The sequence below is a fragment of the Streptococcus sp. DFI.7.26 genome, assembly GCF_022240605.1.
GTDB classification, from domain to species: domain Bacteria; phylum Bacillota; class Bacilli; order Lactobacillales; family Streptococcaceae; genus Streptococcus; species Streptococcus xiaochunlingii.
The window spans coordinates 104,594-131,463 of sequence record NZ_JAKOGN010000003.1 but is presented as its reverse complement, the minus strand read 5'-3'; the positions used below and the strand labels follow the sequence as shown (position 1 = coordinate 131,463).

The following is a 26,870-nucleotide window of genomic DNA, read 5'->3' as shown; positions in this document are numbered from 1 at the left end:
CTGTTCCAGTTTGAACTACACCTTGAGGGGCTACTGATTCAGCAGGTGTCGCTGTTGGTGTCACAGGTGTTACGGTTGGCGTGTAAGTTGCAGAAGCTTTTGTTCCGTTCATGTCTTCACGAACTACAGTTACTGCAGGTGCTTTACCAACAAATGATTTTTCTGGTACAAATGTAACTGTTCCATCTGGAGCTACTGTGTAAGTACCTACTCCTTCAACCTTCTTACTTGTAGTTCCATCATCAAATTTAGCCGGAACAGCTTCGTTAATGGCTACAGTCTTTTCAACACCATCAATTTCAGCAGTACCACCTTTAAATTCTGGTTTACCTTTTTGAGTCGCACCTTGAACATTTATAGTTTCTGCTGGTGTTGCGGTTGGGGTTACTGGAACGATTTCTGGTGTGTAAGTTGTATCCACCTTGATACCGTTTGAACTTTCAGCTTGAACCTTAGCTGGGGTTACTTTACCAGTGTATGATTTGTCTGTTGGTGTGAAGGTTACTTGCCCTGTTACTGGATCAATAGAGAAAGTACCAATTTCAGTTGTACCATCTTCAGCAAAGGCTGGTGTGCTTGAAACTTCGTTACCATCTTTATCTAGCAATGTGTAGCTATTGTCTTTAATGGTAATAGCTTTATCTTCACCATTTACTTGGACAGTAGTTCCTGCAAAGGTTGGTGTCCCTATTTGTGTTGCACCTTGGATATCTTTAGAAGTTGCAGGGTTTGCAGTTGGAACTGCTGGCACAACAGTTGGTGTGTAGGTCGCATCTGAAGTAATGGTTGCAGTCTTACCATTAGCATTTGTAATAGTAGCAGTTGCCTGAACAGTTACGCCTTTTGCAGTACCAACAAAGTCTTTTTCTGGCGTAAATGTTACTGCTCCAGTCGTTGGGTCGATAGTATAGCTACCTTCACCTGCTACTGTCACTGTTGTTTCATCAGTTGGTTGACCAGTTGCGGGATCCACCAATTTCTTGCTTGTGATTTCAGCAGTCTTGTCGTTGCTCAACTCAAATGTAGGAGTTTGTGTTTGAGGAACGTTTTGAACATCCACAGAAACCTTGTCTGTAGGAGTCACTGTGATTGGAGTAACCGTTGGTGTGTATTTAGCTGTAGCAGTCTTAATGTACTCCTGTTGGATCTTACCATCTTTGTTTCGACCAACTGGCGCTGACAATATAACATCCACACCTTTAGCTGTACCAGTAAAGCTTGGTTCTGGAGTGAAGGTTACTTCACCTGTTGAAGGGTTGATAGTATATGTCCCTTCTCCAGCTACTGTTACAGATGTCTCATCAATAGTACGACCTGTTGCTGGGTCTACCAATTTAGCAGGATATTCTGCACTTGGAGTAACCGCAATCTTGTCACCAGCTGAGTTAGAAGCTGTTGTATTAAAGGTAGGTGTTTCTTTTTGAGTTGCACCTTGAATATCTTTAGAAGTCTTGTCAACCCCTTCAATGTCAATCGGTGTTACAGTAGGAACATATTGACCATCCATAGTATTTAATTGGCCATTCACATTAGGCTCGCTGTCTGGGAATTTTGTTGACCAACCAGTATCATAGCCATTATTATCTGAACGACGGATAGAGATACCATCAGCTGTTCCTAGGAAGTTATCTTCTGGGATAAACTCAACGTCTACATCTTTGCCCTTAGCAGTAATCTTGTATTTACCTTGTCCTTGAACGACGTAGTAACCGTCTGCGTCAAGGGTTGCGCGGTTGCCATCTTTGTCAACGATGTATGGTTCTACAGTTTCATCAATAACAGCATTAGAATCACGTTCAAACTTGTGTTCTCCACGTGCTGTAAAGGCAACAGTTGCTGATTGTTTCGTACCTTGAGGGCCACTTGTTTCCTTAAATTCTCCTTTTGGTGGGTGGGTGATTTGAGTCTTGAAGTCTTCTACTTCACCTGAGAAGGCCATGCCAGTTGGGCTTTCGATCTCGTTCGCTTTCTTAGCGATACGAACACGAGCACCTAACTCTTTAACGCTTGGGTCGACGTAAGTCTTGCTGTTTGCAAAGGTCAACTCAACAGTGCCATCTTGTGTGATTGTAGCGAGATTTGAGCGTTCATCTTCATCGAATTTACCATTTTGGTTAAAGTCTACCCAACCATAGATATGTGCTTCTGAAGCTCCATCCGTATGAGCTTGAATTGACATCTTGTAGTTACCTGGTTTGGTACGGTCCATTTGGATCATCTCATTGGTTGTCCCTTTGAGTTCCTCTGGAAGCAATTGGTTAATTCCTTCATCGGCCGTAGTTGCCTTATCATCACCGAACCAGTCTTGAGTGGTGTTCTCATCCATATCTGGGCTCACGTTACCAATGTACGGTTGATTTACTTTAGCTCCAGTAACACCGTCTACAGTTGCAATGGTATGGACTGCCTTACCATATGACTCAGGAGCATCCCCTTCATCAAGTGGGAAGAATCCTAGCATTGCTGACTGTTTACCAGCTGAAGCGATATAAAGTCCCACTTCAGATGCTCCACGTGTCATAACGAGTGGAACTGTTCTATTTCCTTCAGAAATGTTTGGTCCAAAGATACCGGTTCCTAGACCACCTGTAACTTGGTCAGGATTTCCAAAGTACTTCCATGCTACTGGTTTCTTATCTGGTCCAGCTTGAGTAGAATTATCACGAAGTTGTCTTAGGTTAATGTTATTATATTTAGGTTTAGAACCAAAAAGATTCTCTGTATCTTGTGGTTCATAAGGAACAGAGGTGGCTGGTCTAGTAGTTTTCTTCCATTCCCCAATGTGCTGCCAACCTTGTCCGTTGGTAGTAAACATAACAAATTCACCAGGGTTAGCAGACTCACCATCAGCCATAACAATAGCTGGCTTAACTTTCTTTCCACGGAAGGTTGCAGAGATTTCAAACTGAATTCCAATATTCCCACCATTATATGCAGAACTCATGGTAGTCTTTTTGGCTTTCGTATCAACGTTTTCATGTTTGATTTCAGTCCAACGGTTTTGGGCATCAGCGATAACGTCGGCTTCTTTGCCATCAGCAAAATATTGCCTAGCAATTGGTGAAGTAACACCCTTTACATATCCATTTTTTGCATTTGGATCATAGGTCGCTTTTTCAGCTTCTGTAGCCCCTTGTTCTTCCATCCGTTTTTTATAGATTTCAGTTGCTTGGAATGGTTTCAAAGATTTGACTTTTACAGTAACTACATAACCAGGCATGATTTCCTTGGTATAGGTTGCCCCAACTTGAAGAGCTAAGGCCTCTTCTAGTTCATTTGGTTTAACTTCCTTTTTAGCGACTTGGATTGTTTTTGCTCCTGTCCAGTTAGCTACATCTCCAAAGTCCAACCAAGAGATTTGGCTAGTCATAGATTTGGCATCAAGATCTGTTGTAAAGCCAGGTTTTTCAACTTTTGGAGTTGAAGTTGCATCTTCAACATCATCCGCGATCAAGTTAGGATCGTTGGCGTCACCAAGAGCACGACGGCTACGACGGCGAACATCCGAGGTTGCTACTGGAACAGCTGGTGTTTCTGGCGCAGGTGCTACTACAGCTGCAGAAACTGTTTCTTTATTATCAGTTGCTGTTTCTTCTGTCCCTTTGTTACTTGGGTTTGTTGATCCTTCTGCCACTGCAGGAGTTGCTAGTGGAGCCTTTTCTTCAACAGGAGCTGTTGTAGTTGGGGCTGTTTCTGGTGCAGTTACAGGAGCTTCAGCTTGGTATGTTGTAGCTGAAGTTGAAACTTCACTAGTTGTTGAAACGGGTGCTTCCGTTGTAATCGCAGGTTGGCCTGCTTCTTCTTTCGTTGCAACCCCTACTTGGTTCTCTGCGTTTTCATCAGCTGCGACGCTTGAAGCTGTCCCAACCATCACTAGCGTCCCTAAAAGAACCGAGCATACTCCGACATTCAATTTTCGAATTGAAAATCTGCTAATACGATCATTGAATAAATCCTTACTCACTTAAATTCCTCCAAAAATTTTAAAACTTATATTTATATTTTACGGCTAATGCCTAACCTTATTAATTCTACCAAATTAATTTAACTATTCAAAATACAATGTCTCAAAAATTGATCAATTTTTTAAAATTTGACGATATTACTAATCATTAAATTTTAAAAATAGGAAGTACGAATCATTATTTAAAAAATAACAAACGGTCTTCCTATTTTTGTCAACTAACAATAATCTCTATATAGCTAAATCAAACTTCAACTGAGGTTTGACAGGATCATAGTCCTCCAGTACAAAATCCTCGGCTTTTATATCGAAGAAATTTGTACCATCTGGCACGTTCAGTACCAAGCGAGGCTGGCAAGCAGAGGGCTCACGCCGGAGCAACTCTTCTGCCTGTTCGAATTGGTTATCATAGATGTGGAGGTTGTTAATAAAGTAAAAGAACTTGCCAACCTTCCAGCCAAAGTGTTTGGCGATCATCATCTGAAGGGCTACATACTGCATGGCGTTGATATGGTGCGCCACTAGCATATCATTTGAACGTTGGGTCAAAGTTGCATCCAGATAGATTTCCCCATCGACACGACGCACATCAAACATGGTTTGAAAAGCACAAGGCAAGAGCCCTTCGCTCTCCTCAAAGGCTTGGTAGTCCCATAGAGAAATGATATTGCGACGATTCCAGGGATTGGCTTCTAGCTGTTTGAGAATTTTGTTGATGATGTCGTGCTTTTTAACGACAGCACCATAACGCTCTCCAATTGTTCCCGTATCTCCTACTTCCCAGTCATTCCAGTAATGAACTTGGTACTTGTCATTTAGGAGTTCCAGACTATTGGACTGGTCCTGGTAAATCCAGAGCATTTCCTTGATGGCTGACTTGATGGCGATAGGACGAAGAGTTGTAATCGGGAACTCGCCCTTTGCCAGATCAAACTCCATAAATGCCCCAGTGATGTATTTGGAATTGGCAGTTGTGCCATCCTTGTACTTGGGCCGAGCTTGCTCAGACCAGACGCCTTCTTCCATAATTCTTCGAATATTTTCTTTAAAAAGGATATCTGCTTTTGTCATTCATTCTCCTTAAATACTGTAATACCTTCATTATAACACAGGATAAAAGAAAAGAGGTCCAAATGATTCGATTTGGATCTCTTTCAAATAAATTCTATTGTAAGACGAGTGACGCTGCTCCAATAACTCCTGCATCATTTCCAAGATTAGCAAGCACCAATTGGGTTGACGTACGGACTTGTGGGAAGGTGTTTTCATCAAAGACCTTTTGAACCCCATCCAAGAGGAATTGACCGGCTGCTGATACACCACCACCAATGACGATGTTGGCTGGGTTCAAGACACTAGCGATGTTGGCACAAGCAATACCCAAGTATTGAGAGAAATGACGGTAGACAATCAAGGCCAACTCATCTCCATCTTTAGCAAGATCAAAGACAGTCTTAGCTGTAACTTCTTCGCCATCATCAATGAGACGTTTCAAGGTCGCATCTCCTGCATATTCATCTGCATAGCGACGGGTCAAATTGACAATCCCGGTTGCTGAGGCTACTGTCTCCAAACAGCCTTTCTTACCACAAGTACAATCAAATGGACGATCGAAGTCTACTGTGATATGACCAAGCTCACCAGCTACACCACCAGCACCGTGCAAGAGTTTTCCTTCCGCAACGATACCGCCACCAACACCAGTTCCAAGTGTCATGAAGACGACATCTGGTTGGTTTTCGCCAGCACCTTTCCAGCGTTCCCCAAGGGCAGCTACGTTGGCATCATTATCGATGAAGAAAGGAATTCCCAAGGCAGACTCAATATCTTTCTTGATCGGCTGTACGGTTTTCCAGTTGAGGTTGTATGCTCCAACGACAGTTCCTTCGAAGCGATCCACTGCACCAGGAGATCCCATCCCAATTCCAATAAAATCTTCTGCGGATAAGTTTAACAACTCCAAGTGGTGTTGAATGGAAGCGATGATATCAGGAACGATGTGGCTTCCTTCGTCAAGGATGTTGGTCTTGATAGACCACTTCTCTTGAATCTCTCCTTCTTGCGTCAAAATGGCAAATTTGACAGATGTTCCACCTAAGTCAATACCAATAATTTTTTTGGACATTTTATACTCCTTTGTTCCTATTCTCTTGACACTAGTATACCAAAATGTGAAAAGGGTTTCAATTATTTTTCAAGAATTCTCTCAATTTCATTTGCAAAAAAAGAACCTGTCTGCAAAAACACAGACAGATTTCTTTACTCTTCGTTATGAAGTTTTAAAAAGAGTCTCAAGGATTGAACGCCAATTATGAAAAAGAACAATCCCAAAATATGTAACAAGAAGATACTAATAGATAGAGGACTAACAATGAGAAACAATCCTGTAAACAATTGAATAAGCCCCCAAAAAGTAAACTTCTTGGATAATTCTTCAGATCGTTTGGAAAGATAGTGAGCCTTACGTAAACTCAAAGCAGACTTATATAAGAGCCAAATTCCAAGTGTCATCGGAAAGACAATCGGCAAGGTCTTGTAGCCATATAGTAAGAGATAGACTGCAAAGACTAGCGAGACCACGCTTTGAAATAAATAGGGATCCGACAAGGTCGCTTGAGTCCGTAGACGGTAGTAACGCGACAAACGCGAAACTGAAATCAAGAAAAAGCCCAGAGAAATCAACCAACTAAAGGTGGCAATTTTTTCGATTGGATTCACAAAGAGAATAAAACCAATACCACAAAATAAAAATGATGACAATAACAGACTGTATTTGCTAATATGATGCATTCTTCCTCCTTTAGTTTTCTGCCAACTCACTCAAGTACTCATACCGTTCATATTTGGCTAAGAGCCGCTCGTTTTCTTCATCCATCTGACGTTGGAGACTGGCCAACTTACCGAAGTCAGAACCATTCTCATTCATCTCAGCCTCGATGGTTGCAATCTTGTTTTCAATCTCTTCAATCTCACTTTCAATGGTCGCCCACTCCTGCTTTTCCTGGTAGCTCATTCGTTTCTTTTCTTCTCGGACTTTGACTACCTTTTCTTTTTCAGGCTTGCTACTTTCAGCTACCACTTCTAGCTCAAACTTTTTCTCATCTAGATAGTCGGTATAGTTGCCGAAAAACTCACGAATGCTACCATTTTCAAATGCTAGAATCTTAGAAGCAACCTTGTCTAGGAAATAGCGATCGTGACTAACCGTAATGACCGGACCGCCGAACCCTTGTAGGAAATTCTCTAACACTGTCAAGGTCGCGATATCCAAATCATTGGTCGGCTCGTCTAAAAGCAAGACATTTGGTTTTTCAATGAGAAGCTTCAAAAGATACAAGCGTTTCTTCTCACCACCAGATAGTTTCTCAATCAAGGTTCCGTGGGTCGAACGAGGGAAGAGAAATTGCTCCAACAATTCGGCAATTGATGTAGACCCTGCGCTGGTCTTGACTTCTTCCGCTACTTCCTGCAGAAAGTTGATCATTCGCTTACTTTCATCCAAGCCTTCGATCTGCTGCGAGAAGTAGGCAATCCGTACCGTTTCTCCGATAAGGACCTTCCCAGCAGTCGGTTGAAGTTTCCCAGCAATGAGGTTGAGCAAGGTTGACTTTCCAACACCATTATCTCCCACAATTCCAATCCGATCTTTGTTTTGAACCAATAGATTAAACTGCTGCAGAATCGGTCCCTGATCATAGGCGAAATCAACATCTTGAAATTCAATGACTTTTTTGCCGATACGACTGGTTTCAAAGGACATTTCCAGATCAGTTTCCGTCGTCTGATGAGATAGGTCCTTTTTGAGGTCGTGGAAACGATTGATCCGAGCCTGTTGCTTGGTAGCACGCGCCTGTGGTTGGCGACGCATCCAGGTCAATTCTTGTTTATAGAGTTGTTGCTTCTTGTGAAGAAGAGCTGCATCCCGTTCGTCCTGCTCAGCTTTTAAGCGGACATAATCCTGGTAGTTTCCTTGGTATTCGACTAGACCTGCACGGTCCAATTCGAAAATACGTGTTGAAATATTGTCCAAGAAATAACGGTCATGGGTGATGAAAAGAACAGTTTTTTTAGAGTTCTTCAAGAAATTGGTCAACCATTCGATGGTATCAATATCCAGATGGTTGGTCGGCTCATCTAACAGCAACAAATCATGGTCTCCCAAGAGAACTTGTGCCAGCTGAACACGGCGACGCAGACCACCAGACAAACTCCCCACCTTAGCAGACAAATCATGAATCCCCAATTTGGTCAGGACTGTTTTGACTTGGCTTTCAATTTCCCAAGCATTGAGAGAGTCCATCTCCGCCATGACTTTTTCCAGTTTTGCTTGCTGACTCTCATCGTACTGGCTCGTCAACAACTCATACTGACGAATCAATTGAAGTTCCTTCACATCATCTGACAAGACTGTATCAAGGACAGTTTTGCTATCATCAAATTGAGGTTCTTGGGTCAGATAACCAATCTTATAATCATTCTTTGCAGAAAAAGGGGAACGATCTCCATCATAGCCTGCACGACCAGACAAAACATCTAAGAGAGTTGTTTTCCCTGTCCCATTGACCCCTATTAGTCCAATCCGATCCAGCTCATGAATGATAAAAGAAATATCTTTAAAGACCGTCTTATCCCCGACGGACTTGGTTAGTTTTTCAACAATAAAATCGCTCATGCTTCCCCCTTCTTGGCTTCAAGATAGTGGCTCAAAAAATCACCAATTGCTTGTTTGTCGTTCTCTAATTCGCCATCTACAATGGCCCATTCGATGGCAGAAAGCACTTGTCCTAGACCTGGACCTGGTTTTAAGCCGTATTCCTTCATCAACATCCCACCATTGACTACGATTTCGTGCTTATCATGGATAGCTAGAGAATCATACAATTCTTCGATGACTTGGAAATCTACGGGCAATCCATGAGCCTGACGTAGTACTTCCGCTGACAAGAGAAGGCTACGGTCATAGCGATAGACATCCCGACGATTTAAACTAGCCTTTTCACGCAACCGGTAGATTTCAACCAACTGCTCCACCTTCTTAGCGAAGTCACGAGAGGTTTTCCATTTCTTGAAAAAAGCAGATACCTTATTCTCATCTAAGGTCAAGAGTAAGGCGGCCCAAGCTTGCTCAGAACTCGTAAAGGTATAGTCCATGGACAGCTGGAACAGTTTCTCTAGGGACGATTGGCTATTTTGTAAGAGAGGGAGGTACTGATAGCTTTGGCTAGCAATTACACCTTCTAAGCCCTTGCGCCAAAAAGGAGCTAAGAGGAGCTTATCCAACTCAATAAAGACTCGTTCGACAGAGATTTTCTCCAACAAAGGAGCGCAATCTGTCATGGCATTAAAGGTTGCTTCTTCTAGATCAAAACCAAGACTGGCCTGAAACCGAAAACCACGCATAATCCGAAGAGCATCCTCGTTGAAGCGTTCTGTCGCCACACCAACAGCTCTTAGAATCCGATTCTCCAAATCTTCCAGTCCATTGAAGAGATCAATGATTTCCCCTTCTTCACTCAAGGCAAAGGCATTGACGGTAAAATCGCGGCGCTTGAGATCTTCTTCTAAGGAACGGACAAAATTAACCGCACTAGGTCTTCGAAAGTCGACGTAGACATCCTCTGTTCGAAAAGTGGTAATTTCATATTCTTGATGATTCTCAAGAACTAAGACCGTCCCGTGTTCAATCCCGACATCAATGGTCCGCTCGAAAATAGCCTTGGTCTCTTCCGGGTAAGAGGAGGAGGCAATGTCTACATCGTGGATAGGACGACCTAAAATGGCATCCCGTACAGAGCCCCCGACAAAATAAGCTTCATATCCAGCTTTTCGAATCTTTTCTAATATTGGCAAAGCCTCCTGAAATTCAGAAGGCAGTTTTTTTAATCTCATAATAGATGTTCTAAACCATAGACAAGCTCATGACGCTTGACTACTTCTTTTACTCCTAGATTGACCCCTGTCATGAAGGACACCCGATCGTAGGAATCGTGGCGTAAGGTCAATCCTTCTCCTTGACTACCGAAAATCACTTCTTGATGGGCTACCAGACCAGGCAAACGAACCGAATGGATGTGCATGCCTTGGTAGTTAGCACCGCGAGCACCTGGAAGACTCTCTTCTTCATCTGGCGCTCCCTGCTCTTGTGGTTGACGGACCTGACTAATCAGCTCAGCTGTCTTCACAGCAGTCCCACTCGGGGCATCCTTCTTCTTATCATGGTGCAACTCGATAACCTCTACATTCGGGAAATACTTAGCTGCCTGCGCTGCAAATTGCATGAGCAAGACTGCACCAATAGCAAAGTTTGGCGCGATGAGGCCTCCAAGATTCTTCTCACGAGACAATTCAATCAAATCAGTGATTTCTTCTGTTGTAAATCCAGTTGTCCCAACCACAGGCGCTAGTCCATGCTCCAAAGCAAAGCGGGTATGTTCATACGCCACTTTAGGGATGGTGAAGTCAATCCACACATCCGCATCCAGCGACAAAACCCCTTCTTTGTCATGAAAGACCGGAACACCCGCCAGCTCGTTTTCAGATGCATGGGGATCAACCAAGCCAACTAGTTCAAGCTCGGGGTCTTCTAACACCATGTGACAAGCCGCTTGGCCCATTCTCCCTTTAAAACCTGCAATCACTACTCTAATTGGCATGATTTCTCCTTATACTTTCGGTACAAAACTGATAGCAACACTGTGATTTCCTAAGTGCGTACCAATGACACTGCCGAAGGTCGCAAATGGAATCTCACCAGCAAAACCGTTTTGATGAAGAATATCGCGAAGCGTTTCTGCTTTATCCAGTGCATTCCCATGGATGATAATGATCTGATAGTCTTTATCCGCAGTTCCTCCTTTGACAATCTCAGCTAAGCGTTTGATGGCTTTTTTCTCAGTCCGAACTTTCTCGTATACCTCAATCACGCCTTCCTCGTTAAAATAGAGGATAGGCTTGATGCTGAGGAGATTCCCTAGAATCGCCGCTCCATTGGAAAGACGCCCCCCTTTGACCAAGTGATTGAGATCATCAACCATGATGTAGGCAGAAGTCCCATCGATTTGTGTCTGGATGTTGGCTAGAATTTCATCAAAAGAACGGCCTTCATCAGCCCATTTAACAGCTTCTTCAGCCATCCACCCAAGAGGAGCGCTGGTAATCTTAGAATTTGGAAAAGCGATCGTAAAATTTGGGAATTCGTCTTTCATATACTGGATATTCTGATAGAAACCAGAAATACCAGAAGAAAGGAAAATCCCTAAAACATGGGTATAGCCTTTAGCCTCTAATTGCGACAAGAGTTCTTCTAATTCCGCGATACTAGGTTGACTCGTTTTCGGAAGCTCAGAGGAAGCTTCCATCTTTTGATAGAACTCTTCTGCTGTCAGGTTTTTACCTTCTACATAAGATACTCCATCAATGACAACTGGAATATCTAGGACAAATAAATTATCGTGTCCTCTTGATTCATCTGATAGATAGGCAGAAGAATCTGTGATGACTGCTAATTTCATGCATTAAAACTCCAAATTAATCCCTGGTAAATCAAGGGCGATTTCAGTTACCTCATAGGTCAAACGATTCAGCATATTCAAGCAAGGACGAGCTAGTTCTTCCACTTCTTCTTTGCTGAACTCACTTGGCTCGCTGACCAAACGATTGTGAATGTGGTTGATTTGGGTAATGGTCCCGCTGATGACAAAACCATCAAAGACAATCATATAGGTCAAAATAACGATTAAAGAGGTTGTCTTTAACTCTGTATCGCGTTGAATCAATTGAAAGTTGACGTCTACTTTGGTCTCGGGAGTTCCATTCTCTTTTTCCCATTCAAAGTTACGAGCATCATAATGATACTGGCTGACGAATTCTTTTTCACGTTGGATATCCATACTTGTTCTCCTAAAAATAAGCGTTATGAAAATTATACCATAAATTAAAACAAGATTCTATTGCAGAACCATGTCTTTTCACACTGTTTTCTCTCAGAGAGAGAAGAAAAAAGGCTGGGGAAATCCCAGCCTTTTCGTCATGTTTAGTTTTTAGGTTTGCGAAGCAATCCGAACAAGATACCACTTACAACTGCACCGATCAATACGAACAAGATATAAAGAAGTGGATTTGAAGTAAGGGCGATCACGAAGATTCCTCCGTGAGGAGCCATAAGTTTCAAGCCTGCAAGACCAACAAGAGCACCTGTCAATGCTGAACCTGCGATGAAGCTTGGGATGGCACGAGCTGGGTCAGCTGCACCGAAAGGAATGGCACCTTCTGTGATGAAGGAAAGACCCATGACAATGTTTGTCAAACCAGAATCACGTTCTTCTTGTGTGAATTTATCTTTGAACAAGACAGTTGCTACGAATACTGCCAATGGAGGAACCATACCAGCTGCCATAACGGCTGCCATAACAATAGAACCACCTGAAGCAACAGATTCAGCAAGTGTGCCTGTAGCGAAGACATAAGCTGCTTTATTGACTGGTCCACCCATATCGACAGCCATCATACCTCCAACGAGAAGTCCAAGAAGAACAGCTGAGCTACCTGATAAGCTTGAAAGGAAGTTGTTAAGACCAGTATTGATGGCAGCCATTGGAATATTGATGAGGAACATCAAGAAACCTGTCAAACCAACACCAAGCAATGGTAAGAGAAGGATGGAACGGATACCATCAAGAGAACGTGGAAGACCTGCAAGAGCTTTACGAAGGACCAGAATCACTCCACCTGCAAGGAAACCACCAACCAAAGCGCCAAGGAAACCAGATGATACAGCTGCTGGTAATTCACCTTTAGCAGCCCCGAAAGCGATGTTGCCAAATGCTGAACCTGAGCTAGCAATAGATCCTGCGATAAACCCTGCTACAAAACCAGGTTTTTCAGCGATTGAGAATCCGATGTAACCTGCAAGTACAGGAAGCATGAAGCCAAAGGCTGCACCACCGATTGTTTTAAATTGAGCTGCTAATTCATGGTATGAGCCAAGTTGAGACAATTGATCTTGAGGCACCCCAAGAATTTGGTCGATCAAGAAGGCAAGGGCGATCAAGATCCCACCACCGATAACGAATGGAAGCATTTGAGAAACCCCACTCATCAAGTGTTTGTAGAAAGCTCCACCTAAGCTCAATTTTTCTTGGCTAGCGCTAGCTTGTGCAGCATTTTCAGCGTGGAAGACTTCTGCTTTGTCATCCAAGATGGTTTGGATCAATTCTTCGGTTTGACGGATACCAGCTGCGACTGGTTTAGAGATCAATTTTTTGCCATCAAAACGAGCGGTTTCAACTGCCTTATCTGCAGCAATGATGACCCCTTCAGCTTTGGCGATTTCTTCAGCTGTCAAGCGGTTGCCGACACCTGATGCACCGTTTGTTTCAACGCGTACTGTAACACCCATTTCTTCACCTTTTTTGATGAGGGCTTCTTCTGCCATGTAAGTGTGGGCGATACCTGTTGTACATGCTGTAACGGCAACAATGAGCGGTTTATCAGATGAAGCTGCTTCTTTGACTGCTTCTGCTTTTTTTGCTTCTTCGACAGCAGCTTCTTGCTCTTCTGCATCAAAGGCTGCAATGACTTGATCAGGGGTGCTTGCTTGGCGAAGTTTGTCCGCAAATCCTGGTTTCATCAAATACTTAGACAATTCAGCAAGGGCTGCCAAGTGAGTGTCGTTTGCTCCTTCTGGAGCTGCGATCATGAAGAACAAATCTGTTGGTTGGCCATCAAGCGAAGCATAGTCCACACCCTTGTTTGATTTTGCAAACAAGACCGTTGCTTCTTTGACAGCTTCGTTTTTGCTGTGGGGCATAGCTATCCCGTCACCCAAACCAGTTGAAGTTTGTGCTTCACGGTTCATGATGCCAGCCTTGAAGGTGTCAAAATCTGTCACCACACCATTGTCGACGAGCGATTGGACCATCTCATTGATCACGCCCTCTTTATCTGTTGCCTGAAGGTCAAACAACATCACGTTTTTATTTAAAACGTCTTGAATTTTCATAGTTTTTCTACCTCTACTTTTTCATAAGTTTCTTTAATATAGTCCGCTGTCGCCAAGTCATCTGAGAAGGTGGTCGCTGTGCCACAAGCCACGCCCCATTTAAAGGCTTCGATGACATCTCCTGTCGTTGCGAGTTTCCCAGTGAAACCTGCTACCATGGAATCACCAGCCCCGACTGAGTTCTTCACTTGCCCTTTGATGGGTTTTGCGAAGTAGGTACCACTTGGACTTACCAGAAGAGCACCATCACCCGCCATGGATATAATAACGTTTTGCGCTCCTTTGGCCAAGATTTCTTTGGCATAGCGTTCAATTTCTGGCAATTCCGTCAAGGTAACGCCAAAAATAGCTCCCAACTCATGGTTGTTTGGTTTGACCAATTGGGGGTTAAACTCCAAGGAATCAATCAAGGTTTGACCTTCAAAATCGCAAACCACTTGCGCACCTGTCGCACGAGTTGCTGCAATCAATTGTTTGTAAACGGTATTTCCAAGTGAAGATGGGGCAGATCCAGCAAATACTACTACATCATCTGCTGTTAAGCTTGACAGGATGCTAAGCAATTCTTGCAACTGAGCTTCCGTCACTTCTGGGCCGTTCCCATTGATCTCGGTTTCCTCATCGGCCTTGATCTTGACATTGATCCGTGTATCTTGGTCCACTGTCACAAAGTTGGTAGAAATAGCTTCGCTGGTCAGTACGTCTTCAATGAAGCGCCCTGTGAAACCTCCGATAAATCCAGTCGCTGTATTTTCGATATCGAGCCGCTTCAAAACACGACTGACATTGATTCCCTTACCACCGGCGAATTTATCTTCCGAAGCCATCCGGTTGACCGCCCCTGTCTCTACATGATCGAGACGGACAATATAGTCAATGGCAGGATTCAGTGTTACTGTATAAATCAAACCTCTATAACCTCCGTTTTTTCTTTTAATTTAGAAAGGATTTCTGTATCCGAAGCATTGGTAATGATGGTTGCTCTCTTAACCGGAGCTACCTTGACAAAAGAGGTCCGACCAAGTTTTGACGAGTCAAGAAGAATGTAAGTATTCTTTGCATTCTCTAGAATGGCCCGTTTGACAGCCCCTTCTTCAAGATCCGGTGTACTGTACGACTCTAGGTCGACGCCATTCATTCCGATAAAGGCTCGATCGAAGCTCAGCTGGCCGATTTGATTCAAGGCTATTCCTCCGATGCTAGCGTCCGTCGACGTCTTGACCATCCCTCCGATGATGACCGTTGGAATGTCTCTCTCTACTAAACTAGCTGCATGGTGAATGGAATTGGTCACAACTGTAACAGTTGGATTGGCCAATTCATGAACCAATAATTCATTGGTGGTTCCTGCATCGATAAAGACAACTTCAAAATCTTTGATCAATTCTGCTGCTTTTTTTGCAATGGCAGATTTTTCTTGCACGTTTTTGATTGCTTTATCTTTATTACTTTCTTCTTCCTGCAAGGAATGAAGACTTTCAGCCCCACCGTGAATCCGTCTCAGTTTATTCTCAGCTTCTAATTCATCCAAATCGCGTCGAATCGTTGATTCTGAAGAGTTTAGCTCTTTTACTAAATCTTCCAATGAGACGATCCGCTCTTTGATAACCTTTTCTAAAATGATGTGTTTTCGTTCAGATTTTAACATAGAACCTCCTTTCGGAAACGATTACAAGGACTATTATACTCTCTTATCTTTCAAAGTCAAGCACTAAATATCATTTTCTTTCATTTTCTGTCATTTTTTTCTATCACTCTCACTTTTAAACAAACTATTTGACCATCAATCATAGTCCTGTAAATCCTACTAAAAATCTCCAATTTCAAATTCCTACGCAAGAAAAAGAGGCTGGACAAAAGTCCTAGCCTCTTAAATGTCTTTGGATTGTCGAGCAAGACGCAGTGGTTGAGTGGGCTCTACTACGCTGATTTCATCAGCTTTTACAGCCCTACTCAACTGTGCGGAGGTGGGACGACGAAATCGAATTCTAACGAATTACTGATTTCTGTCTCACTCTCACTTTAACAACTAGTCATCTTTTTTAAACCCAAACCCTCGCAACCATTTGGATAATCCTTTTTTACGTTTGTGTTCGTCTTTTCCAGTAGCTTTCTCAAGGTCAGCTTCGTCTTGCAAGTGATCTTCTGATTGAGTAGAAGCCAGTATCGAAACTTGGGCCTGATCAGTAACTTCTTCCCCTCCTGCTACTACAGGTTGGTTTCCATCCTCATTTGACTGAATTTTCTCTATCCGACTCCTGAACTCACTAGCTTCTTTTTGATAAGCCATAAAACTTGCAAAGGCTGTTTCAAATTCTACTTTTTTCTCTTCAAGTTCAGTTTTTGCGGAAGCCACCAAGGCTTGGGCATCAACTAGCAGTTCAGATGAATTAGTAAACAGTTTAAGATGACCTTTAGCTTGCGTTAATTGTTTTTGAGCGATTTGAAGTTGAGCATGTGCGCCTTCAAGCTTAGATCTAGTCTCCTTCGCTGCATTCTGTAAAGCTTCTAATTGCTTTTTATCTTCTTCTAATGCCAGAGTAACATTTTTCAAGGCTTCTTCTTTCGGGCTAATACTACCTTGTATACGAGCTCGTGATACTGCCAGTGAGTTTTCGGCTTCCTTGACTTCTATCGACGCAGCCTGCCATTTCTTCATCGCAGAAGCTAAGTTACGTTGTGCACGTGCCAATAGTTGCTCATGACTTGCAAGAGAATTCTTGACATCGAATAAATGCCCAGAAAGGATATTGATGCGGGATTCTTGGTTAATCTTTTCGACCTTTAGGCTCTCCAATGTATTTTTTACAGCCTTCACATCCGCTTTTGTCGTCCTTGCATTGGCAACTTTTCTCATCCACTTGGTCAGTTCTTCGCTGGTATAAAGCGGACTTCCTTCTTCAAAGAAAGCTGCTTGAGATACTTCTAAATCTGGAGCATAGGCAACTGAAATAGCCTTGTATTGATTCCCCATCATGTGGATATAGTGGCCAACCTTAGCAAATAGCTCCGGTCCCACTTTTCTGAAGATCTGACTAGGATCTAGCTGACTTTCATCCGTCGGTAAATTGAATTGCTTGGCTAATTGACGATAGTGGTCTTTTTCACTATACCAGAAGGCAACCGCTTCTCTAGGTCGATAGCCCCAGGCAACATTCTCATTCTCTTGGTAACTGGACAAGCCTTTTCGATGGTTAACATAATACTCTGTTTGAAGTTGACTAGCAGGCAATTGATAAGGATCTACCAAGAGCTCCTCTAAACCAGCCTGGCGACGGTACTGATTAATCGTATCTACGATTTCTAACGCTTTTAAGACGTTATCTAATCTAGTGACCTTTCCACCTGCCAGCTGCTCCTCTTCACTCCTACGGCTATAAAGAGACAAGGCATCGACAGCGCCTTGGTCACCCGCCTTGGCCCACTCTTGAAGCAAACCCTCATAGCTTGCCTGTTGAAGATTGATGGGACTTAGCATTGCCGCTTCACGGACCTGTTCTAACTCCACTTCTTTTTGGGAGATTTGATGAGTTAATTTCTCAACTTTCTCCTGTACTCCCGCGATCTCACTAGAAATCTGCTTTAAGACCTGAGGCACTTTGGCATCAGTTTCTGTCAGTTGAACCACTAATGCTTGAGCTAGTTTTACTTCATTTTGCGCCTGCCCCTCTTTTTGCTGTGCGTTGGCTAATACTGTCTCATCGTTCTGGATGGGTTGTTTGGCTTTTCTCAATTCATTACCTGCAATATCTACAAGTAATTGTTGGGCAGCGATTTTATTCTCTTGATTCTTGATGGCAGAACGGACTTGGCAATCGGCTTCTGTTGCTTGGCGTACCTTGTCTTCTTCTAAAGTAACAACTGCTTCACCAACCGCAACTTCATTTTCAGTTTTGCCAATAGTGCTTTGATTGGAGTTTTGAATCCTTGTTTCAGTATTCTGTAAGTTCGCTTCAGCAGCTTCAAGACCAGACTTGGCTACATTGTATTCAGATTGAGCCTGATTCAAGAGCAAACGTTGGTCTTCTACTCTTTTTTCAGCTTTTGCTAACTGTTCATTTAAGATATCCATATCCATAAAACTTGAATCCATTCCAGTCATATCCGTCGACTGCTGATCCCCAGCATCCTTCTGAGTGATCTCCTCCGCTTGCGTCTTATGTCCAGCCAAACCTGAAAAGAGGGTTGTCGCAGCGACACCCGTTGTAAAGACTGATTTTCCTATTTTTTTACCCATTGCAATCCCCACCAAAACTTTTTCATTTCTCTTCTCTCTTCATAAGAATACCACATTTTGTTACCAATAACTAGTAGGATGGGAAAGATTTTTTCTAATTTTAGAGCAAAAGAAAAACAGCTGTCGCTGTTAGTCTTCTTGTTTAATTTGCTCCAACATCTTCTCTTCTTCTGCTGTCAATTCATAGTTTTCTAGCAGATCAGGGCGACGCTCCAAGGTCTTTTTCAAACTCTGGTAAAGACGCCATTGACGGATATTTTCATGGTGACCACTCATGAGGACATCTGGAACCGTCATCCCTCGGTATTCATAAGGTCGTGTGTATTGAGGATACTCTAAGAGACCAGACGAGAAACTATCATCCTGGTGGCTGGATTCTTTTCCGATCACCTCTGGAATCAAGCGGACTGTCGCATCAATCATGGTCATGGCTGCTAGTTCACCGCCCGTCAGAACATAATCTCCCAGAGAAATCTCATCTGTTACCAAGGTCTTGATCCGCTCGTCGTAGCCTTCATAGTGACCACAGATAAAGATCAATTCTTCTTCCTGAGCTAACTCTTCTGCATAGGCTTGGTCAAAGGTCCGACCAGCAGGGTCCAGTAAGATCACGCGCGGATTCTTTTTCTCAATGGCATCAAAGGCATCGAAAATCGGCTGAGCTCGCAAGAGCATGCCTTGCCCGCCACCATAGGGTTCATCATCCACATGCCGCGCCTTCTCTGCATTTTCACGGAAATTATGGTAGTTGATCTCTAATAGACCTTTTTCACGAGCCTTTCCGACGATAGAGTGCTCCAGGGGTGAAAACATCTCTGGAAAGAGGGTTAAAATATCAATCTTCATCGTCTAACCCTTCCAAGATATCTACATCCACCCGGTTTCCTGGGATATCAATATTGAGGACCACTGGTGGGATATAAGGCAAGAGAAGGTCTCGTTTACCTTTGCGTTTGACCACCCAGACATCATTGGCACCCGGTTGCAGGATTTCCTTGATCTGACCGATGAGCTGGTCATTTTCATAAACATCAAGGCCAATGATCTCGTGGTAGTAAAATTCACCATCCTCCAAATCCGTCAAGTCTTCCTCGGCAACCTTGAGGCTAAAACCCTTGAACTTTTCGATGGCATTGATATGGTACATATCCTTAAACTTGATGATATCAAAGTTCTTGTGCTTACGGTGACTGGCAATGGTCACTGTTTGGACAAACTGATCCTTCTCATCGAAGAGAGCCAACTCCGCTCCTTTTTTAAAGCGCTCATCCGCAAAGTCTGTCACAGACAAGACCCGCATCTCTCCTTGCAAGCCTTGGGTATTGACAATTTTCCCAACGTTAAAATAATTCATTTTATTCTTTACATTCCTCTTTTAATTAATTTATCTCTACAGTTCTCTAATAAGAGCTGCAATTTTTTCCGATTCTGACCACTGTAGATAGTGGTGGTTTCCACCTAGAATGAGTTTTGTATTAGAATTCCAATATTCTGAATCTCTATACTCTTTTTCTCTGTACGCCTGACAAAATACGAAAACAGGAATATCATCTGCTAAGGACAAGCTATCAAAATCTTCAGCGGTAATAGTTACAGATATCTGAAATCCAGGAACTTGCTTTTCCAATTCTAAGCCCTTTTCTTCCATCAATTCCCAAATCAGTCTATCAGTTTCAGGTTCAAATGTTGCTTGAGTTAGTCCCTTAAAATAATTTTCCGGACCACATTCTTCAATCATCCTCATTTGCTCTTCCATTTCTGGATAAGGATTTTTTGAAAAATCAGCAAACATTATATTTTTTGTTGTTGGTTCAATTGCTATCAAAGCTTGACACTTAATTGGTTTACTCATTAACTTTAAAGCCAAAACACCACTTAAACTATGAACACAAAGTATATAATCAGAAATTTCCAACCCTTTCAGGATTTCGAATACCGCTTCAACAAGATTATCCAAATTAAATCCTGTTTGACTATGAATCGGACTCCTACCTGTATTCGGAAAATCAATCGTTAAGTAACCTATTGAGGAAGGAAGTTTTTCAAGTATTGGTAGGAAATTTTCATAAGTTGGTATCAAACCAGCACCATTTAAACAAACTAGTACTTTATTTCTCTTTTTATAAGTAACAGAGAGACAACCAATCTTTGTAGTTACTTCAAATCGGTTCATATCAAAATAACTCTTTCTAAACAACAATTCACTTAACATTCTTAGGTTTTATTTTATCACGTTCAAAAGATTTTCTCAAATGCTCTTTTTTGCTAAAAAACCTTCCAAATCTTGTTCATGCTGATACTTGATGGCTGCCTTTTTGTCTTTTTCAAAAATGGTCTTCGTTAGGTCGATATGGTTGATAGCTGCAATTGCCACTGTGTAGTGAATGATATCTGCCAACTCCTTTGCCAATTCCTCGTTTGAATCTTGGACACCCTCTTTTCTACCTGAACGTCCATTTAAAACCTCAGCGACTTCTCCAACTTCTTCTACTAGTTTGATAAAAAGTCCTTCTTCTGTTCTAGATTGTTGGTAATGATCAAGTAAATATTCCTCTAGTTGTCTAACTGTTAAATCTCTCATTCCTTCTCCTTGCAAAAAAAAGCGAGACCTTGTCCCGCTTTTCTTATTTTTCGTCAATAACGATTCTTACTTTTTTATCTTCAGTTGGGACAGAGTAGACAATCGTTCTTATCGCAGAAATGGTGCGACCTTTCCGACCGATCACTCGACCAACATCGCTAGGATCAAGGTCAAGGTGGTACTCCAAGAATTCAGGAGTATCTTCGATCTTGATGGTTAAGGCATCCGGTTGTGAAATCAAGGGTTTCACAATTGCAATAATAAGATTTTCAATCGTATCCATACATCAACCTACTTTATGATTATTTTGAGAATTTAGAATCGTGGAATTTCTTCAAGACACCTTCTTTTGAAAGGATGTTACGAACTGTATCTGAAGGTTGAGCTCCATCAGCCAACCATGCAAGAACGCGGTCTTCTTTCAAAGTTACTTGGTTTTCTTCAACAAGTGGATTGTAAGTTCCAACTGTTTCGATGAAACGACCATCACGTGGTGAACGTGAATCTGCTACGTTGATACGGTAGTAAGGTTTTTTCTTAGAACCCATACGAGTCAAACGAATTTTAACTGCCATTTTTATAAGTCTCTTTTCTATATTTTAATTTTCGGTGAAATAGACAAGCTATTTAGCACATGATCTATTATAACACATTTCATAGACCTGTCAAGAAAAAAACTTGACACTATTTAAAATTTTTTAATCGATCTCAAAGTAATAAGATCCTTCATTTTTGGAACCCGATTCAATCACATAGTTCCCAGGGGGAAGACCAGATACATCCAAGTGCTTCCCTTCAAATTCTTTGGCGAGGGAAGTCACTGTAATGGTAAAGGAAAATCCCTTAATTTGGCGGTAGGTATCATAATCCAAGGTCAGAATCCCTCGAAGATCTGTTTCTCCAGCTTTTTCAGCAGCCAGTAAGTCTCTTGCTAACTGATCTTCAAAATCGGGATTTTGGATTGGTAACTGAAGACGAACCTCGCTTACCTCGAGGCCCTGTTGATGGAATCGCTCTTTTATCTCTTGCTTTAATTGTTTAAATCCTTGAGATTCCGTAAAGGCTCTTTCGAAGAACGGAGCTACTAACCAACTGTTGTAATGTTGAGCCAGTTCTTCAGCCGTGTCATAATTTTTCCCAATTTCTTCTTTGGATAGGAGGCTTGCATAAAGAAAATCAAACTGAACCGTCTTACCCTCAACTCTTTCTTGATAGCTATAGGCATATTTGATCGACAGACCATGGAATTCAGCTTCTTTAAAATGTAGGTCTCCTTTAAATCCCGCTTCCTGATAAAAGCCAGAAATTTGCTCTTGGATTTTCTTTTCTTCTTGATCGATAAGAAAGAAGAAAAAACAAGTCAGGAGTGTGACCGCTATGAAGAATGCAAGAAGCAGATAGAGAAACCATTTTTTAATGTTGAATGGTATTGTCTTAAATATATTCATGCATTTTATGATACCAAAAAACTAGCCCGAGAGCTAGTTTGAAATAAATCTTTACTTAAGGATAGCCAGTAACTCTTGATAGTCAGAAACAACATAGGTCGGAACTGCTGGACTGGTATTTTCTTTGTGATCCGGATTGTACCAGACAGTATCAATCCCCGCAGCATTTCCTCCAGCGATGTCCGCCGTCAAAGAATCCCCAATCATGAGAGCTTGTTCCTTGGCAAATCCTGGGATTAAGTTACTGATCTTTTCGTAAAAGGCCACTTCCGGTTTTTGAGTTCCTAATTGTTCAGAAATAAAGATTTCTTTGAAATAAGGGGTAATGGATGATTGCTTTAAGCGCCCTTGCTGAATCGCAGTAACGCCATTGGTAGCACCATAGAGCTGGTAACCTCTTTCTACTAGCTTAGCTAACAAGTCTTCTGCTCCTGGGAAAGTCTGTCCCTGTTGACTAATGTAGTCCTGATAACGGAGAGCCATCTCTTCACCATCTACCTCTCTACCAAAATGAGCAAAGGCGATGGCAAACCGGCTGTTTATCAAGTCTTTCTTGCTAATCTTCTTTTGCTCCAAATCCTTCCAGAGCCCCTGATTCATGGGTTTGTAGTAATCCTTAAAGGCTTGGATATCTTGAACCCCCTGATCTTGGAGAAATTGCGTTAAGGCTACTTCCTCTGCTGTATCAAAGTCCAATAAGGTATGATCTAGGTCAAAAAGTAAAAATGTATATGTCATTAAAAACGATCCTTCAATTTTTCTACAAATAAATAAGCTGCTGGGCAAGTGAGGGTATTCTTGATAGTCAGATGGTTGATCTGGTAGATTTTCTTGCGGTCTGTATGAGGAAATTCTCGGCAAGCCTTGGGACGCACATCGTAGATGGAACAGAGATTATCACCACCCAAGAAAGGGCAAGGCATGGATTTAAAAACCTTATCCCCATCTTCATCGACTTGAAGAAATTCCGCCTCAAAAGCTGGAAGCTTCATCTTGAAATACTTGGCGATGCGCGTGATATCTGCTTCTTTAAAATCGGGTCCTAGGGTCTTACAGCAGTTGGCACAGGCTGTACAATCAATTTCTTGAAAGACTTCATCGTGAATCTCTTGGGCTATTTTATCTAGATTTTTAGGAGGCTTCTTTTTCAGATTCGCCAATACCTTGCGGTGCTCCTTTTGTTTCTGGAGCGCTAACTGATGGTATTTTTCTAAATCAATTTCTTGAGACATAAACTACTTTCTAATTGCTAAATGGATAAAAGCATTATACCATACTCAACAAAAAAGAGCAGGTTAAAACAAATGGAAGACACCACTCATTCTATCCTACCCTCAAGATCTTCGATTAAAAGAAATCAATTTCCCATAGTAGCTACTTTTCCATCGCCTCATGACTTTTATCAGACGCTTTTGAGCTTGGACATATTGGCTTATTCTTCATAAGAACTTAGGCTTTTGGACCTTTCTCATCCAAACTCCAAGTTTCCTCAATGTAAGGAATGAATTGAGCCAAGGTCTTTGGATCCCCTTCAAAAGACATCAAGTATACCTTATCATCCTTTTGGAAGACCCAAGTAATGAGGTACTGTCCAGATTTAAGGATAATATTCAGCTGCAAGGCTTCATTTCCTGAGACAGTGGTCTTCGCTCCCCACATTTTCTCTACTTCTTTATTGTCATTCCAATAGTAAGCAATTCGGTTCGCAATCAACTCTGCGTTGAAGACTTCCCCTTCACCGACATTTGCTTTCTCTTTAGTATACCCGTTCATGGTAACGATGTTGTAGGCACTTCCATCCGTAAATTGAATGCTATCTCCACCATCTATATCTGTAAATTTAATCCACTTGCTTGGGATATCGATATAACCATAATCTGCAGAACCAACCCGCTTGGTTTCGACAGAACTCTTAGTATCATCCGATGATTTTGACTCCACCTTGCTAGAAGTCTTTTTACTAGAGGATTTTTTGCTCTTTTTTACCACCTCAGTGGAACTAGATTCAGATGACAATGGTTTTCTAGACTCTTTTTTAGGTGTGCTACAAGCTACAAGGGCAACAGCTGATAAGACCGAGACAGTCGCTAGTAGGAACTTATTTTTCATCTTTCCTCTCCTTTGTGATGGATTTTGATACCTCTAGTTTATCACGTTCAATGAAGATTTGAAAGCGCTATTTGTCTAGTCCGAAAGAAAAAACGCCCCTATCGGGACGTTTGATTTGTTCGAATATTTCAGAGAGAATCTTACTCCTCATCCATTGACAGAACTGACAAGAAGGCTTCCTGCGGTACTTCTACCGAACCGATAGCTTTCATCCGTTTCTTACCAGCTTTTTGTTTTTCAAGAAGCTTACGTTTCCGTGAGACGTCCCCACCATAACACTTGGCCAAGACGTTCTTACGAAGGGCCTTGATATCTGTACGTGCAACGATCTTATGACCGATGGCTGCTTGGATAGGCACTTCAAACTGTTGCCGAGGGATAATCTTCTTGAGCTTCTCAACGATTAATTTACCACGTTCATAGGCAAAGTCCTTGTGAACGATAAAGCTGAGAGCATCGACGGTATCCCCATTAAGAAGGATATCCATTTTAACCAATTTAGAAGGACGGTATTCAGACAACTCATAGTCAAAGCTTGCATAGCCACGAGTAGAGGATTTCAATTTATCAAAGAAATCAAAGACAATTTCCGCCAGTGGGATTTGATAGATGACATTAACCCGATTTTCATCGATATAGTCCATGGTCACAAAGTCCCCACGTTTGCGTTGAGCCAATTCCATGACAGCTCCGACAAACTCTTGCGGCACCATGATTTGCGCTTTGACATAAGGTTCTTCGATCGAAGCGATCTTGGTTGGATCTGGGAACTCAGATGGGTTGGACACATCTAGCACTTCTCCGTCTGTCAAATTGACCTTATAGATTACAGACGGCGCTGTCATGATCAAGTCAATATTGAACTCGCGCTCCAAGCGTTCCTGGATAACGTCCATATGAAGGAGACCCAAGAAACCACAACGGAAACCAAAACCAAGGGCTTGAGATGTTTCAGGCTCAAATTGAAGACTAGCGTCATTTAATTGCAATTTTTCCAAGGCTTCCCGAAGATCGTTGTATTTGTTTGATTCGATTGGGTAAAGACCGGCAAAGACCATTGGGTTCATTTGCTTGTAACCATGAAGGGGCTCGCTAGCAGGATTGGACGCCAAAGTCACAGTATCACCGACACGAGTGTCCGCAACAGTCTTGATAGATGCTGCAATATAACCAACATCTCCTGTCGCAAGGAAATCACGACCAACCGCTTTAGGAGTAAAAATCCCTACCTCTGTCACATCAAAGGTCTTGCTATTGCTCATCAACTGGATGGTGTCGCCAGGCTTCACCATACCATTAACCACCCGAACTTGAAGGATAACTCCACGATATGGGTCGTATACTGAGTCAAAGATCAAGGCTTGCAATGGAGCAGCAACATCCCCAGTAGGAGCTGGAACTTTCTCGACGATTTGTTCCAAAATCTCTTCAATTCCGATACCAGCCTTGGCTGAAGCTAGGACTGCCTCACTGGCATCCAGACCAATGACGTCTTCTACTTCTGTTCGTACCCGTTCTGGATCTGCAGCTGGCAAGTCGATTTTGTTAATGACTGGAAGAATTTCCAAATCATTATCCAGCGCCAAGTAAACATTGGCTAAAGTCTGGGCTTCAATCCCTTGAGCCGCATCCACTACAAGAATGGCTCCCTCACAGGCAGCCAGCGAACGAGAAACCTCATAAGTAAAGTCCACGTGTCCCGGTGTGTCAATCAAGTGGAAGATATAGGTTTCCCCATCTTTAGCCGTGTAATTCAACTCGATGGCATTAAGCTTGATGGTAATCCCACGTTCCCGTTCTAGGTCCATGCTATCCAAAAGCTGGGCTTGCATTTCCCGACTAGAAACGGTCTCAGTTTTTTCTAAGATTCGGTCCGCCAAGGTTGACTTTCCGTGGTCAATATGGGCGATAATGGAGAAGTTCCGAATCTTCTCTTGTCGTTTCTTTAATTCTTCTAAATTCATTTTTTCATCCTTATAAAACTCTTCAGTATATTATAACAAAAAAGATAGGCCTTTGCCTATCTTAATCCATTATTTTCAAAAATCGCTTCTGTGTTTTATTTCCTTCATAACCTAAATGTTCATAAAAAACATGAGCTTCTTTACGATGAGAGGCAGAACTCAAACGAATAAAGGAATAGTTATGAGTTCGAGCAAGAGTTTCAACTCGCTCCATCAATTGCCGACCAATCCCACGTCCTTGAGCAGATGGGAAAACAGCAAGTCCTAAAACATTTAAACCTGGATCGCTATATATACTCTCATAGGCTTCTGCTTCGACATAGCCTAAAATATTTCCAGTTTGGTCCTCTTCGTAAACAAAGCAAAAGTGACCCGAATCTGGCTGATTGAATTTATCGATCTGAGCTGTTACTTTCTCAAGGGTCGAATCATACCCCAATGCCTGGTGGCACAAATCACGAATTTGACCTGCATCTTTAATTTGAACGGTCCGAATCATACTTCTACCTCCATGAAGTCTTTTTCTTTATTTTAGACCTTATACCTAAAAATATCAAGTTTTACAAT

The 26,870-nt window shown here is 42.2% G+C and carries 25 protein-coding genes; all 25 read right to left on the bottom strand.

Annotation, left to right across the window (positions count from 1 at the left end; all coding sequences use genetic code 11):
* On the bottom strand, positions 1-3,964 hold a 3,964-nt coding region (locus tag L0M85_RS05235), incomplete at its 3' end, for a CshA/CshB family fibrillar adhesin-related protein (protein WP_238656608.1).
* A 231-nt stretch (positions 3,965-4,195) separates the two neighbouring features.
* Entirely contained in the window at positions 4,196-5,035 is an 840-nt protein-coding gene (locus L0M85_RS05230) for a thymidylate synthase (RefSeq protein ID WP_156676833.1), read from the bottom strand.
* A 94-nt stretch (positions 5,036-5,129) separates the two neighbouring features.
* On the bottom strand, positions 5,130-6,089 hold the full coding sequence (locus tag L0M85_RS05225; protein ID WP_048788866.1) for an ROK family glucokinase: 960 nt from the start codon (positions 6,087-6,089) through the stop codon (positions 5,130-5,132).
* A 134-nt stretch (positions 6,090-6,223) separates the two neighbouring features.
* Positions 6,224-6,754, bottom strand: coding sequence for a DUF308 domain-containing protein (locus L0M85_RS05220; RefSeq protein ID WP_238656607.1), 531 nt, complete (start codon positions 6,752-6,754; stop codon positions 6,224-6,226).
* Between the two features lie 10 nt (positions 6,755-6,764).
* On the bottom strand, positions 6,765-8,636 hold the full coding sequence (locus L0M85_RS05215) for an ABC-F family ATP-binding cassette domain-containing protein (protein ID WP_238656606.1): 1,872 nt from the start codon (positions 8,634-8,636) through the stop codon (positions 6,765-6,767).
* Positions 8,633-9,853, bottom strand: a complete 1,221-nt coding sequence (locus tag L0M85_RS05210) for a CCA tRNA nucleotidyltransferase (RefSeq protein WP_238656605.1) — start codon at positions 9,851-9,853, stop codon at positions 8,633-8,635. The genes L0M85_RS05215 and L0M85_RS05210 overlap by 4 nt, the downstream gene beginning before the upstream one ends.
* Positions 9,850-10,617, bottom strand: a complete 768-nt coding sequence (dapB, locus tag L0M85_RS05205; protein WP_156676837.1) for a 4-hydroxy-tetrahydrodipicolinate reductase — start codon at positions 10,615-10,617, stop codon at positions 9,850-9,852. The genes L0M85_RS05210 and dapB overlap by 4 nt, the downstream gene beginning before the upstream one ends.
* Positions 10,618-10,626: 9 nt before the next feature.
* Positions 10,627-11,475: a DegV family protein gene (locus L0M85_RS05200; protein ID WP_156676838.1), complete on the bottom strand. Its 849-nt coding sequence runs from the start codon at positions 11,473-11,475 to the stop codon at positions 10,627-10,629.
* Between the two features lie 3 nt (positions 11,476-11,478).
* A complete protein-coding gene (locus L0M85_RS05195) occupies positions 11,479-11,853 on the bottom strand; it encodes a DUF1149 family protein (RefSeq protein ID WP_006596301.1) in 375 nt (124 codons plus the stop codon).
* A 143-nt stretch (positions 11,854-11,996) separates the two neighbouring features.
* Positions 11,997-13,964 carry a fructose-specific PTS transporter subunit EIIC gene (locus tag L0M85_RS05190; protein WP_238656604.1) on the bottom strand — a complete coding sequence of 656 codons (1,968 nt, stop codon included), beginning with the start codon at positions 13,962-13,964 and terminating at the stop codon, positions 11,997-11,999.
* Positions 13,961-14,872: a 1-phosphofructokinase gene (gene pfkB / locus L0M85_RS05185; protein ID WP_125329383.1), complete on the bottom strand. Its 912-nt coding sequence runs from the start codon at positions 14,870-14,872 to the stop codon at positions 13,961-13,963. The genes L0M85_RS05190 and pfkB overlap by 4 nt, the downstream gene beginning before the upstream one ends.
* Positions 14,869-15,612, bottom strand: a complete 744-nt coding sequence (locus L0M85_RS05180) for a DeoR/GlpR family DNA-binding transcription regulator (protein WP_238656603.1) — start codon at positions 15,610-15,612, stop codon at positions 14,869-14,871. Before L0M85_RS05180 ends, pfkB begins: the two co-directional genes overlap by 4 nt.
* A gap of 381 nt (positions 15,613-15,993) precedes the next feature.
* Entirely contained in the window at positions 15,994-18,201 is a 2,208-nt protein-coding gene (locus tag L0M85_RS05175; protein ID WP_238656602.1) for a CAP domain-containing protein, read from the bottom strand.
* 129 nt (positions 18,202-18,330) lie between these two features.
* Entirely contained in the window at positions 18,331-19,047 is a 717-nt protein-coding gene (gene trmD / locus L0M85_RS05170; RefSeq protein WP_003007469.1) for a tRNA (guanosine(37)-N1)-methyltransferase TrmD, read from the bottom strand.
* The gene (gene rimM / locus L0M85_RS05165; RefSeq protein ID WP_070675786.1) at positions 19,037-19,555 is read right to left on the bottom strand and encodes a ribosome maturation factor RimM; all 519 of its coding nucleotides are present in this window, start codon (positions 19,553-19,555) and stop codon (positions 19,037-19,039) included. The genes trmD and rimM overlap by 11 nt, the downstream gene beginning before the upstream one ends.
* A 36-nt stretch (positions 19,556-19,591) precedes the next feature.
* Positions 19,592-20,374, bottom strand: coding sequence for an alpha/beta hydrolase (locus tag L0M85_RS05160; protein WP_125336094.1), 783 nt, complete (start codon positions 20,372-20,374; stop codon positions 19,592-19,594).
* A gap of 75 nt (positions 20,375-20,449) precedes the next feature.
* The gene (locus L0M85_RS05155) at positions 20,450-20,782 is read right to left on the bottom strand and encodes a MazG nucleotide pyrophosphohydrolase domain-containing protein (protein ID WP_013903651.1); all 333 of its coding nucleotides are present in this window, start codon (positions 20,780-20,782) and stop codon (positions 20,450-20,452) included.
* A gap of 43 nt (positions 20,783-20,825) precedes the next feature.
* Positions 20,826-21,065: an RNA-binding protein KphA gene (gene kphA, locus L0M85_RS05150; RefSeq protein WP_003001620.1), complete on the bottom strand. Its 240-nt coding sequence runs from the start codon at positions 21,063-21,065 to the stop codon at positions 20,826-20,828.
* Between the two features lie 19 nt (positions 21,066-21,084).
* Entirely contained in the window at positions 21,085-21,357 is a 273-nt protein-coding gene (gene rpsP / locus L0M85_RS05145) for a 30S ribosomal protein S16 (RefSeq protein WP_006596292.1), read from the bottom strand.
* A 123-nt stretch (positions 21,358-21,480) separates the two neighbouring features.
* Positions 21,481-22,230, bottom strand: a complete 750-nt coding sequence (locus tag L0M85_RS05140; protein ID WP_238656601.1) for a hypothetical protein — start codon at positions 22,228-22,230, stop codon at positions 21,481-21,483.
* A 51-nt stretch (positions 22,231-22,281) separates the two neighbouring features.
* Positions 22,282-22,968, bottom strand: coding sequence for a YjjG family noncanonical pyrimidine nucleotidase (locus L0M85_RS05135; RefSeq protein WP_238656600.1), 687 nt, complete (start codon positions 22,966-22,968; stop codon positions 22,282-22,284).
* On the bottom strand, positions 22,968-23,462 hold the full coding sequence (locus tag L0M85_RS05130) for a YkgJ family cysteine cluster protein (protein ID WP_238656599.1): 495 nt from the start codon (positions 23,460-23,462) through the stop codon (positions 22,968-22,970). Before L0M85_RS05130 ends, L0M85_RS05135 begins: the two co-directional genes overlap by 1 nt.
* A gap of 217 nt (positions 23,463-23,679) precedes the next feature.
* The gene (locus L0M85_RS05125) at positions 23,680-24,339 is read right to left on the bottom strand and encodes a hypothetical protein (RefSeq protein WP_140814042.1); all 660 of its coding nucleotides are present in this window, start codon (positions 24,337-24,339) and stop codon (positions 23,680-23,682) included.
* A 140-nt stretch (positions 24,340-24,479) separates the two neighbouring features.
* On the bottom strand, positions 24,480-26,303 hold the full coding sequence (gene lepA / locus L0M85_RS05120) for a translation elongation factor 4 (protein WP_140814043.1): 1,824 nt from the start codon (positions 26,301-26,303) through the stop codon (positions 24,480-24,482).
* Positions 26,304-26,364: 61 nt separating this feature from the next.
* Positions 26,365-26,802 carry a GNAT family N-acetyltransferase gene (locus L0M85_RS05115; RefSeq protein ID WP_125329377.1) on the bottom strand — a complete coding sequence of 146 codons (438 nt, stop codon included), beginning with the start codon at positions 26,800-26,802 and terminating at the stop codon, positions 26,365-26,367.
* Between the last annotated feature and the right edge of the window lie 68 nt (positions 26,803-26,870).

Bases quoted from the DNA above. Each gene is read 5' to 3' on its own strand.
- L0M85_RS05140 (WP_238656601.1), bottom strand. From the start codon at position 22,230: ATGAATATATTTAAGACAATACCATTCAACATTAAAAAATGGTTTCTC.
- L0M85_RS05135 (WP_238656600.1), bottom strand. From the start codon at position 22,968: ATGACATATACATTTTTACTTTTTGACCTAGATCATACCTTATTGGAC.
- L0M85_RS05230 (WP_156676833.1), bottom strand. From the start codon at position 5,035: ATGACAAAAGCAGATATCCTTTTTAAAGAAAATATTCGAAGAATTATG.
- L0M85_RS05115 (WP_125329377.1), bottom strand. From the start codon at position 26,802: ATGATTCGGACCGTTCAAATTAAAGATGCAGGTCAAATTCGTGATTTG.
- kphA (WP_003001620.1), bottom strand. From the start codon at position 21,065: ATGGATACGATTGAAAATCTTATTATTGCAATTGTGAAACCCTTGATT.
- L0M85_RS05130 (WP_238656599.1), bottom strand. From the start codon at position 23,462: ATGTCTCAAGAAATTGATTTAGAAAAATACCATCAGTTAGCGCTCCAG.
- L0M85_RS05195 (WP_006596301.1), bottom strand. From the start codon at position 11,853: ATGGATATCCAACGTGAAAAAGAATTCGTCAGCCAGTATCATTATGAT.
- L0M85_RS05215 (WP_238656606.1), bottom strand. From the start codon at position 8,636: ATGAGCGATTTTATTGTTGAAAAACTAACCAAGTCCGTCGGGGATAAG.
- L0M85_RS05200 (WP_156676838.1), bottom strand. From the start codon at position 11,475: ATGAAATTAGCAGTCATCACAGATTCTTCTGCCTATCTATCAGATGAA.
- rpsP (WP_006596292.1), bottom strand. From the start codon at position 21,357: ATGGCAGTTAAAATTCGTTTGACTCGTATGGGTTCTAAGAAAAAACCT.
- L0M85_RS05160 (WP_125336094.1), bottom strand. From the start codon at position 20,374: ATGAACCGATTTGAAGTAACTACAAAGATTGGTTGTCTCTCTGTTACT.
- L0M85_RS05190 (WP_238656604.1), bottom strand. From the start codon at position 13,964: ATGAAAATTCAAGACGTTTTAAATAAAAACGTGATGTTGTTTGACCTT.
- L0M85_RS05210 (WP_238656605.1), bottom strand. From the start codon at position 9,853: ATGAGATTAAAAAAACTGCCTTCTGAATTTCAGGAGGCTTTGCCAATA.
- rimM (WP_070675786.1), bottom strand. From the start codon at position 19,555: ATGAATTATTTTAACGTTGGGAAAATTGTCAATACCCAAGGCTTGCAA.
- L0M85_RS05220 (WP_238656607.1), bottom strand. From the start codon at position 6,754: ATGCATCATATTAGCAAATACAGTCTGTTATTGTCATCATTTTTATTT.
- lepA (WP_140814043.1), bottom strand. From the start codon at position 26,303: ATGAATTTAGAAGAATTAAAGAAACGACAAGAGAAGATTCGGAACTTC.
- L0M85_RS05125 (WP_140814042.1), bottom strand. From the start codon at position 24,339: ATGAAAAATAAGTTCCTACTAGCGACTGTCTCGGTCTTATCAGCTGTT.
- L0M85_RS05180 (WP_238656603.1), bottom strand. From the start codon at position 15,612: ATGTTAAAATCTGAACGAAAACACATCATTTTAGAAAAGGTTATCAAA.
- L0M85_RS05175 (WP_238656602.1), bottom strand. From the start codon at position 18,201: ATGGGTAAAAAAATAGGAAAATCAGTCTTTACAACGGGTGTCGCTGCG.
- L0M85_RS05225 (WP_048788866.1), bottom strand. From the start codon at position 6,089: ATGTCCAAAAAAATTATTGGTATTGACTTAGGTGGAACATCTGTCAAA.
- trmD (WP_003007469.1), bottom strand. From the start codon at position 19,047: ATGAAGATTGATATTTTAACCCTCTTTCCAGAGATGTTTTCACCCCTG.
- L0M85_RS05155 (WP_013903651.1), bottom strand. From the start codon at position 20,782: ATGAGAGATTTAACAGTTAGACAACTAGAGGAATATTTACTTGATCAT.
- dapB (WP_156676837.1), bottom strand. From the start codon at position 10,617: ATGCCAATTAGAGTAGTGATTGCAGGTTTTAAAGGGAGAATGGGCCAA.